12 protein-coding genes are annotated in these 10,124 nt (G+C 35.7%); all 12 read left to right on the forward strand.

Going from position 1 to position 10,124, the window contains the following annotated elements:
* Nucleotides 1–110 precede the first annotated feature (110 nt).
* The 12 genes from EDD74_RS13635 to EDD74_RS13690 all read left to right on the forward strand — a co-directional run bounded on the left by EDD74_RS13635 (nucleotide 111) and on the right by EDD74_RS13690 (nucleotide 10,043).
* Nucleotides 111–2,231, forward strand: a complete 2,121-nt coding sequence (locus EDD74_RS13635) for a recombinase family protein (protein WP_116440975.1) — start codon at nucleotides 111–113, stop codon at nucleotides 2,229–2,231.
* Entirely contained in the window at nucleotides 2,156–2,527 is a 372-nt protein-coding gene (locus EDD74_RS13640; RefSeq protein ID WP_116440976.1) for a TnpV protein, read from the forward strand. Before EDD74_RS13635 ends, EDD74_RS13640 begins: the two co-directional genes overlap by 76 nt.
* A gap of 214 nt (nucleotides 2,528–2,741) precedes the next feature.
* Nucleotides 2,742–3,176 (forward strand): hypothetical protein, encoded by a 435-nt coding sequence (locus EDD74_RS13645; protein WP_132038465.1) that lies wholly within the window; start codon nucleotides 2,742–2,744, stop codon nucleotides 3,174–3,176.
* A 22-nt stretch (nucleotides 3,177–3,198) separates the two neighbouring features.
* Nucleotides 3,199–3,738 carry a DUF1697 domain-containing protein gene (locus EDD74_RS13650; protein WP_116440978.1) on the forward strand — a complete coding sequence of 180 codons (540 nt, stop codon included), beginning with the start codon at nucleotides 3,199–3,201 and terminating at the stop codon, nucleotides 3,736–3,738.
* A 70-nt stretch (nucleotides 3,739–3,808) separates the two neighbouring features.
* A complete protein-coding gene (locus EDD74_RS13655; RefSeq protein ID WP_116440979.1) occupies nucleotides 3,809–4,168 on the forward strand; it encodes a hypothetical protein in 360 nt (119 codons plus the stop codon).
* Nucleotides 4,169–4,196: 28 nt separating this feature from the next.
* Complete coding sequence (locus EDD74_RS13660) at nucleotides 4,197–5,009, forward strand: DUF5037 domain-containing protein (protein WP_116440980.1); 813 nt, start codon at nucleotides 4,197–4,199, stop codon at nucleotides 5,007–5,009.
* Nucleotides 5,010–5,039: 30 nt separating this feature from the next.
* On the forward strand, nucleotides 5,040–5,603 hold the full coding sequence (locus EDD74_RS13665) for a DUF3592 domain-containing protein (protein ID WP_116440981.1): 564 nt from the start codon (nucleotides 5,040–5,042) through the stop codon (nucleotides 5,601–5,603).
* A gap of 104 nt (nucleotides 5,604–5,707) precedes the next feature.
* Nucleotides 5,708–6,103, forward strand: a complete 396-nt coding sequence (locus tag EDD74_RS13670; protein WP_116440982.1) for a hypothetical protein — start codon at nucleotides 5,708–5,710, stop codon at nucleotides 6,101–6,103.
* A 324-nt stretch (nucleotides 6,104–6,427) separates the two neighbouring features.
* Nucleotides 6,428–7,450, forward strand: a complete 1,023-nt coding sequence (locus EDD74_RS13675; RefSeq protein ID WP_116440983.1) for an AAA family ATPase — start codon at nucleotides 6,428–6,430, stop codon at nucleotides 7,448–7,450.
* A gap of 204 nt (nucleotides 7,451–7,654) precedes the next feature.
* Nucleotides 7,655–8,896, forward strand: a complete 1,242-nt coding sequence (locus tag EDD74_RS13680; RefSeq protein WP_243116179.1) for a plasmid recombination protein — start codon at nucleotides 7,655–7,657, stop codon at nucleotides 8,894–8,896.
* 149 nt (nucleotides 8,897–9,045) lie between these two features.
* Nucleotides 9,046–9,819, forward strand: coding sequence for a hypothetical protein (locus EDD74_RS13685; protein WP_032507597.1), 774 nt, complete (start codon nucleotides 9,046–9,048; stop codon nucleotides 9,817–9,819).
* Nucleotides 9,820–9,884: 65 nt separating this feature from the next.
* On the forward strand, nucleotides 9,885–10,043 hold the full coding sequence (locus EDD74_RS13690; protein ID WP_165851562.1) for a hypothetical protein: 159 nt from the start codon (nucleotides 9,885–9,887) through the stop codon (nucleotides 10,041–10,043).
* Nucleotides 10,044–10,124: the final 81 nt, after the last annotated feature.

Here is a 10,124-nt window from a genome sequence, read left to right on the forward strand (position 1 = left end):
AAACGACAATAAGTATAGTGAAATTTGCACCGGAGGGCTATACTTTAACAGGACGATAAACATCGTCTTTTTTAAATTGCAAGAATACATAACGAAAGGAGGTTAAGAGAATGTCAAGGACTTCAAAAATTACCGCACTTTATGAGCGATTATCAAGGGACGATGACCTTACGGGCGAGTCAAATTCAATTATCAATCAGAAGAAATACTTGGAAGATTATGCCCGTAGAAATGGGTTCGGTAACATTCGACACTTTACGGATGATGGTTTTTCGGGTGTGAATTTCAATCGCCCAGGTTTTCAAGCGTTGATTAAAGAAGTGGAAGCAGGCAATGTCGCAACAATCATTGTTAAGGATATGAGCCGATTAGGGCGAAATTATCTGCAAGTTGGCTTTTATACGGAAGTTTTATTTCCACAGAAAGATGTTCGTTTTCTTGCAATAAACAACAGTATTGATAGTGATAATGCTTCAGATAATGACTTTGCACCGTTCTTGAATATTATGAATGAATGGTATGCAAAAGACACAAGCAACAAAATCAAGGCTGTATTTGACGCTCGTATGAAAGATGGAAAGCGTTGTAGCGGTTCAATTCCTTATGGCTATAACCGATTACCAACCGATAAGCAGACACTTGTGGTTGATCCTGTGGCTTCTGAGGTGGTAAAGCATATCTTTCTGCTTGCTAATGATGGTAAAAGTCCAAGAGAAATTGCAGAGATACTGACCGAAGAAAAGGTTTTAATCCCAGCAGCACACGCTAAAGAATATCACCCCGAACAATATAACGGAATAAAGTTTGCAGACCCTTGTATTTGGAGTGTATCAAGCGTTAGAAAGATTTTAGACAGACAGGAATATCTTGGACATACTGTTTTGAGAAAGTCTGTCAGCACGAATTTTAAGCTGCATAAGAGAAAAAGTACCGATGAAGAAGAACAATATGTGTTTTATAACACTCACGAGCCTATCATATCGCAAGAACTTTGGGACAGTGTTCAAAGAAGAAGGCAACGAGCAAACAGAACAGCTGCAAGAGGTACACACACAAACCGATTAAGCGGTTATCTATATTGTGCGGATTGTGGCAGAAGATTGACCTTACAGACACATTACAGCAAAAAAGACCGTTCTTTGCAGTATTCTTATCGTTGTGGTGGATATGCCAGTAGAGTAAACTCCTGTACTGCTCATTCCATTAGTGTTGATAATGTAGAAGCCTTGATATTATCAACGGTAAAACGCTTTTCAAGGTTCGTTCTGAATGATGAAGAAGCATTTGCAAAGGAACTGCAAGCACTTTGGAATGATAAGCAAGCGGATAAGCCGAAACAAAATCAATCAGAATTGCAACGCTATCGTAAGCGATATGATGAACTGACTACCCTTATTCGTGGCTTGTATGAAAATCTTATATCGGGATTACTGCCCGAAAGACAATATAAGCAACTAATGAAGCAGTATGATGATGAGCAGGCAGAACTGGAAACAAAGATTGAAGCGATGGAACAGGAACTTGCCGAAGAAAAAGTAAATAAGGTTGATGTGAAGCATTTTATATCGCTGATACGCAAGTATAAAGAACCGACTGAAATCTCTGATTTGATGTTCCACGAACTCATTGACAAGATTGTTGTTTATGAAGCAGAGGGAGTGGGAAAATCCCGAACACAAAAAGTTGATATTTATTTCAACTATGTTGGGCAAGTAGATATTGCCTATACGGAAGAAGAACTTGCTGAAATAAAGGCACAGGAAGAACAGAAAGAGATGGAGCGATTGGCGAAACAGCGTAAGCGAGAAAAAGCCTACCGAGAGAAACGAAAAGCGAAGAAAATCGCTGAAAATGGTGGTGAAATCGTTAAAAAGAAAGTATGTCCTTATTGTGGGAAAGAATTTATCCCTGCAAGCAACCGACAGATTTTCTGCACAAAGGAGTGCTGCAACCAAGCAAGACAGGACAAAGTAAAAGCTGACAGAGTTGCAGAAAAAGGCGATCACTATTATCGTCAGCGTAAATGTGAAGTGTGTGGCAAGTTATACTGGCCTACACACAGTCAGCAGAAATTCTGTTCTGAGAAATGCAAAAAGATAAACCATAATAAGAAAACCTTGGAGTTTTACCATAAGAAGCAAAAGGAGAAAGCACAATGCAAAGATTTATCACAGATGAAAGAACCGGTATCCAGTACGAACTCATCGGAGATTACTACTATCCCTGCTTGATGATAGAAGAACCACCTACCCTCTCAAAATACGGAAGAATGAGAGAACGATATTTAAGAGAACACAGAAAAGCATTCTATTTTACGCTACTTGCAAGTGGAAAGTTAAATGAACATCTTATTCAAATAGATATTTCGGCGTGTAATATGGCTGATTATCTGATAAAGGAAATGGCTGTAAGGCAAGGTGTGACGGAAAAGCTAAAGTCTGAGGATATGATGGGATGGATAGGATTGATGAATAACATTCAATCCTGTGTAGATGAAATTGTACTGAATGATATTGTGTATTCATAATGAAATACCAGCCGAAAGGAAACTGCTGTCAACTGATGGCAGTTTTTCTTTTTCGGGAAGTATTCAAGAAGTCATTAAGTCGTGAGTATGGTCGAAGCGGACTATAAGTAAAAAAATCATTCTATTAGCCTGTGGAGGCAGAAAATTTCTTCCATTCTTTATGTGGATAAAGTATAATATTAGCAAGAAATTTGAATTTGCACACGAGGTTTATATGAAAAGTATAGAAGAATTAGAAAAATATTTGGAAGACGAGTGTTATTCTTTTGCAGAAATTAGCATCGGAAAACATTATGCGCACAAAGGGATTGTTATTAAAAAAAACAGTGATGCATATGAGTTTGGATATTCTGAACGAGGAAATAAAGAGATAATAAAGTCATTCTCAAGTGAACAGGAGTTAGTAGAATATGCACTTGAGAAACTTCTGGCTGATAAGTGGAATAAAGCACATTTGGTTGCGTGGGTTTGGTCTGAAGCGGAAATCCAACAGGCAGAGCAGGAACTGAAAACTTATAATATAAGCTTTGAGAGGAACGATGTGCCTAATTATTCACAAGGAAAAAATGCATACCGCATCTTTGTTTTTGGTAAAGATTATTTAAAGCTTACAGAGTTCACTAAGAAGTATTATAGAAGTAGAATTTGAAGTTGTAGAGGTGGTTAAGAATATGAAAAGATATATCGCCTTATTGCGAGGTATCAATATAAGCGGAAAAAACAAAGTGCCAATGGACGAATTAAAGCAAGGTTTTGAAAAACTTAATTATACAGAGATCAAGACCTATTTAAATAGCGGTAATGTGATTTTTTCAAGTGATGAATCTGACACAATCAAGCTTACAAGCCAGATTGAAGAAATGATTAAAAATCATTTTAGTTTAAATATTCCGGTCTTTGTCATATCAAAAGAAGAACTTGAGGACATTTTACATCATGCGCCCGACTGGTGGGGAGATGAAAGTAAGGAGATTTATGACAATCTAATCTTTATCATGCCACCCGCTACATTCAAAGATGTATATAACGAAATCGGAGAGCCTAAAGAGGGATTAGAAAAGATAGAGGAATATAAAGAAACGGTATTTTGGTCTTTCAGCCGTAAAGATTACCAAAAAACAAACTGGTGGTCTAAAACAGCAAGTGCAAATATTAGCTCAAACCTAACGATAAGAACAGCGAATACGGTTAGAAAAATAATTAGTATGTAATAGCTTTTTAAATTTCAGTTTGTAGAACTGTGTTAAATCATAAAATCACAATGTTAGGAGGAATCTTATTATGGATTTAATGCAAATAAAAATAGCAAAAGATGAGCAAATTGTATCATACATTAAACTCATCAGAGAATATGATAAATCCATGTCTATGAGCCATATAAAACAGAAAATAGAGTCGAACGATTTTGTAGTAACATATGATACTAATGATTACGATGTTGTAGATGAGATAAACGGAATAGATAAGAATAGAGCGTTTAGAGAATTGATTAGGAAACTGCAAAGAGCAGGTGCAGAAACAATTATTTATTATAATGGGCGAATTATTTCATTGGAATTTTTAGATAATTGGTTGAATTCTATGGACGAAATAAAAAAGGAAGTCGAAAATGATATAGATAGAGAAGTTTATGAGTGTTAAATCATAAAATCACATTGAGGTGACGAATATGCGATATAAAAAAATTGTATTGATTATTATAGCAAGTGTACTTTGTTTAGGGCTATTGAGTGGCTGTGGACATAAAAACGAGATTTCAATAAAAATTGAAACCTACTTACAAGAAGAATATGGAGAAGAATTTGAAGTATTGTCTTGGAATCAACCAAAACTTTTACCATCAGACAATGGTGCAATCTATGCGACTTGTATTTCAAAAAACGACCCAAAGCATCCATTTGAGGGTAGCTATTTTAATCCCGAAGAACCAAACTCAAAAATAGAAATTATTGATGATGGCTATGCGGAACGCCTTTTGGCAAAACAAATGGAGAATATGACAGAAGAAGCCATTTCGCAGGTAGCTGAGAACTATTATATTCAAGGTGATATAACTGTACGAGAAGAATGGCAAGATATTCCGCTGGAGGAAATTTCGAAATGGGATAATTATGTTAAACTTCGCAACCAGATGGAGCCAGATTATAAAACTTTAGGTTCGGTATGGGTTTATATTGACACTTCTACAATGACTGGAAAAACTGATGAAGAAGAATATCAAATGTATGAAGAAGTCTTTCGTGACAAATTAGGTGGCGAGGCATTGCTTTTTGTTTACTATTTAGACCATAAGAGTTTTGAAAAAGCAGAAGCAATATTAGAAAAATCTGCATTTGGAAACGGTGGAAGCGATTTAGATAAAATAAGAGAAGGTCAGCCATACTTTGGAACAATTATGCGATATGGTTCAGATAAGTTTGATGATAGCTTAGAGATATTCAAGGCTGCAAAACAAGGTCAAGAACAAGAAATATTTCAGTAAGTAAGATTGAAAGAAAGGAATGGATAAACAGTGGAATTTGAAGGATTTGATTTATTATTTTGTGTAGCAGCTTTTGGTTGGATTGTTTATATGGCTTTTAAACAAAAAATGCATAAGATGGATCCTGAATCATTTAAGTTTCTTGCGTTGATATTCGGTGGGCTTTTATTAGCTTTTATATGTTTTCTTATCCCAGGCGGAGCTAAATACACATTTGTATTAATAGGCGTTACAATAGGAGGAATGATTACGCTGATTTTTTATCATAATATTAAATCTGTTGCTATTTGTAATGAAGAAATTATTGGTGTCTATCAAGGCTATAATTCGTATCCAAGTAAAACAGTATCAAGCTATGCTCCTATTTTTAAATACAAGTACAACGGAAAAACATATGTCCGCCAGTGTTCTAACACATATAGCTTTAAGAAATTAGATAAGGACATGGTTAAGGGAAATGAATATCGTATATATATAAACCCCAAAAATCCATCATCTTTCGTACTTAACAAAAAAGTCGGTATCAAAAATGTACTGTGTATGATTTTTGGACTAATGTGTATTTTTGTCGGCTTATCTGCGTTATTCGTTTAAATATATTTTTATAATGGTATGATATTTATTGTAATCGCTTTTTTCAAATGATAAAATGAGAATAACCATTTACGACAAATTAAATTTTACAGGAGGATATTAAAATGCTAAAAGAACAAGATATTAGAGAATATCTAAACAAGAAAGATATTGCATTTAATGAAAATTCATCTATTATTGGAGTTATATTTCCGAGTAAATTCACATATGCTCTTGGACCGATTGCCACTGCTCTTTCAATGCAGTATTACGCAATAAACTTTAGTGATAGTGGTATTGCTATTATCGGTTTAAATAATGCAACGGGCAAATTAGAAGATGAAGCATTTCTTTTCGTTCCAAAGGAAGAAATAGCAAGCACTAAATTCAATAAAAAATTGATGTCTTATGAATTAGAAGTTGCTACATCAAAGGGTACATTAGCATTTAAGGTAAATAAGACAATGGTTGGTGCTTCATGGCATAAAGAAAACTTAGCGACTATTTTAAATCGTTTGTAAGGTAAAAAAATATCATTATTTACAAAGCAGTTAGTCTTAGGATTAGCTGCTTTTTTGTTCCTATAATTTAATACATAACCACAGGTTAGTACAAAATACCTTGTGAGATTTTTGAAAGGCTTAGAATGGGATATATGCCCTATTTACGCCCCGAGAAATGACACAAACAAGGCTTAGTATCTTTACCTGTGGTTTTTTATTTTCACCACGAAAGGAGGTGGTATGCCTCAAAATGAGAATGTGCAGGAACAAGAGAGGGTGTTGTTTCTGTATGAATGAACTTGTGCTGCCCACAAATTTAATTGAAAAGGAGAACGAAAAATTATGAAACAAACGGAAAATGAAATGAATATAAGTGTACCTCTTGAAGTTATCAAGGCAAGTGAAATTGAACCGAAAGAAGTGAAATGGCTTTGGTATCCGTATATCCCTTTTGGCAAAGTTACACTTTTGCAGGGTGATCCTGGTGATGGTAAAAGTAAGTTAATGCTTTCAATCGCTGCCCTACTTTCAAATGGAGAACCACTTCCCTTTACTGACACAGACGAAACAGAGCCTATGACGATTATCTATCAGACAACGGAAGATGATGCCGATGATACAGTAGTCCCTCGTTTCAATGCTGCTGGTGGTATTGGAGAAAACCTTATCTTTATCAAGGAAGATGTAAAGTCCTTATCTTTTGGAGATAACCGCATTGCTGAAGCAATCGAAAAGTATCACGCAAAACTTTTAATTCTTGACCCGATGAGTTCTTATATTGGCGAAGATTGTTCAATGAATAATGCTAACGAAACACGAGCAGAGTTTAATCATCTAATTGCTGTTGCGAAAGATACTGGCTGTGCGATTGTGATTATCGCTCATATGAACAAGATGAAAGATACCAACCCGCTATATCGCACGAATGGTTCGATTGATATTGCAGGGGCAGTAAGAAGCATTATTGCAATCACACGCACACCGAACAAAGAAGCACCATCAGAAAGATATATGGTACAAGTAAAATCAAACCTTGCCCCAACAGGATCAGCAATTCTATTTGAGGTTGCAGAAAAAGGAGTGAACTTTATCTCTGAAATGGAAATGACGGCAGAGCAAGCATTTCAGTCCCTTGCCCCTAAAATGGGTAGACCAAACGAAAAGGAAGTAAAGGCAACAGAAATGATCTTGGAAATGCTGAAAGATGGCGAAATGCTTACCTCGGAATGTGAGGAAAAATTAGAAGCCGTAGGGTTCAAGAAATCGACCATTAAAAAGGCAAAGATGAAAGCCGGTGCTCTTTCAAAAAAGATAGGCTTTCAATGGTACTGGTACTTGCCGGTGGGCGATAAGCCGAATGAATAAAAGTAGACTGTCTGCTGATGAGACGGTCTATTTTTGTGAGAGAGGTATCTAAGGAGGTCAAGGGGGAACACCCTTGTCCACGACATCTTTGCAGACGAAGTCTGAAAGTGTCATAGTGGGTTACACACATTCAAAGAATGTTGTGTAATGGCTTCGCCCTGCCAAGAAAGGAGATTCAAAATGGCAAAAAACAGTAAGGCAGATATGAGTTGTGCAAGAGTAAAAAAATACACTTCTTCAGATGTGAGCAAAGCAGAAAGGCATAACGAACGCAAGAATGAAACCTATGAAAATATGAATGTGATTGTGGAGCGAATACCCTATAATGTGCATTTCAAAGAACCGACTGCCCCAACCTATATGGAACAATTAAAGCAGATGGAACAGGACGGAAAAGTATCGCTTCGAGGATTGAGAAAAGACGCTACCCTTTTCAATGAGATTGTGATTGATGTGAACACAATGTATTTTGAGCGTAATGGTGGCTATGAATATGCAAAGCAATTCTATGAAGAAGCATTTCATTTTATCGAAGAAAAGTTTGGTGCTGATAATGTAATATCGGCAGTTATGCACGCTGATGAAATCAATTTGGCAGCAACCGAGGACTTAGGAAAAGAAGTCTATCACTATCATCTTCACGCTATGGTTTTGCCAGTAGTAGAAAAAGAAATCTTGTGGAGCAAGCGTTGTAAAGACCCCGAACTAAGAGGAACAGTTAAAGAAGTAGTCAATCAGATCAGCCACTCAAAGAAATGGAAATCAGACATTCCACTGGTTGATGAAAAAGGCAATCCACTTTTACGAAAGAATGGAAAGCCGATGTTTCGAGCTTCATACAGCATACTGCAAGATGAGTTGTTCAACCATATGACAGAGAAAGGGTTTAAAGGTTTTCAGCGTGGAGAATACGGGAGTACAGCCGAACACCTAACTTCCCTGCAATATCAAATCAAACAAGATACACAGCGTTTAGATAAGTTGCAGCAGCGTATTCAAAAGGAGCAAGTGAAATACAAATCATCTCATCAAATCTTCAAAACCTATAATGAGATTGATAGTATGGGACAGAAAACCTTTACCGGCAAAATGGCAATATCCAAAGAAGATTATAAAGAACTGACCACACTTGCAAAGGAGGGTATCACAAGCAGAGCAGAGATAAAAAAGTTGGAGGAGGATGTCGGTTATTATCAACAACGCTACTACAACACTACCAACGCACTTGAAAATATGAAAAGTAGATACAACGAACTGAAAGAAAAATGCAGACCATTTCTTCAAGCGTTGGAGCATTTCCCAGAAGTTGCTAAACTTTTTACAGAAAAAGTGAAGCAGCTTTTTTCTTTTAGGGAAGCACAGGAACGAGCCGAAAAAGAAGCAAGGGAAAAAGAAAGACAGGAGCGTATCAAGGCACGAAGAAAGAAACGAGATATGGAAAGATAATTCTTTGATAATGATGAGGGCAGTCAGATAAAAACTGATTGTCCTTGTCTAATAAGGATAGAAAACACATTTGGAGTATGGTAGAATGAGGATGACAAATTAGAATTTTTGAAAGAACAGTATTATTCATATTAAGGGGAGGCGAAATGATGAATGGACAAATGTTTCAAATTGCATCTATTGTAGCGACGAGCAAAAAAGCGTTGCAATTATCAGAACCAATTAGATTTTCACAATTAGAATATGAGAATAAAATTGAATTTGTCTTTTTACCTCAAAAGAAATTTTTAAGGACAGAAAAATATACTGCTTCTAATGTTTCATTGTGGTTTGAACAAATAAAGAAAAATGGGATACAGGATATAAAGTTGCTATGTCCATATTCAGTAAAGGATAGACAATTTTTAGGATTTTCAAATACAACAGAAAGTTCCATTTTGTGTTTTTACAAAAGCGGAAAAGTAACATACTTTACTGCTGATTGGCAATTTGACTCTATGCAAAAAAAATGGAATATTCTATATTCAGAGCATGAGTGGACTAACCCACCATCAAAAAAACCATATTTTGAGAATAACATTAACTCATTTCGAGATGTATTATTATCGATTAAAGAATTGGCTAAAAAAATTGAGTGTGAAAATTTTGCTAATATTTTTACTTCTGCTATAAACCTTTTAGATGGCTGTAGCGAATATCCAGATGAAAAGTATGGTTTGAGTTTACCACCAATTCCACAGCAAAATCTTCAAATGTTCGAAGCTGCAAGTATTTCGGATGTTTTTGGAGCAATGGGTTCGTGGAATGATAGCCCAGCATATATGGCTCACAAAAAAGGGTTATCTGAAGAATACGAAACTCTATCTTCTGAGTTGTTAAAAAATGTAAGACTTGCTATTTTGTATGCCATAAATGAATGGTAAGATTATAATCCTATATTTCATACATGCAAATTAGAAGTTGCAATGCAAAAATAGGAGCATGAAACATGAACATAAAAGAAGCAATAAAAATAATACAGGACGAGAAATTACAAGGTTATAATATGAATGAAAGGAAAGATGATAGAGAAAATGAAGTTGTGTTAATGCGTGAGAATGATAAGTGGATTGTTTATGCAACAGATGAACGAGCTAGTATAGAATAAATTAAATTTCTGCTATATATTTTTGAGATGATGTATGGTAAAATAGTGTTATCAAAGAAAGGATGATCGCTATGAGAAAAA

It is taken from the genome of Faecalimonas umbilicata, assembly GCF_004346095.1.
Taxonomy (GTDB): Bacteria; Bacillota; Clostridia; order Lachnospirales; family Lachnospiraceae; genus Faecalimonas; species Faecalimonas umbilicata.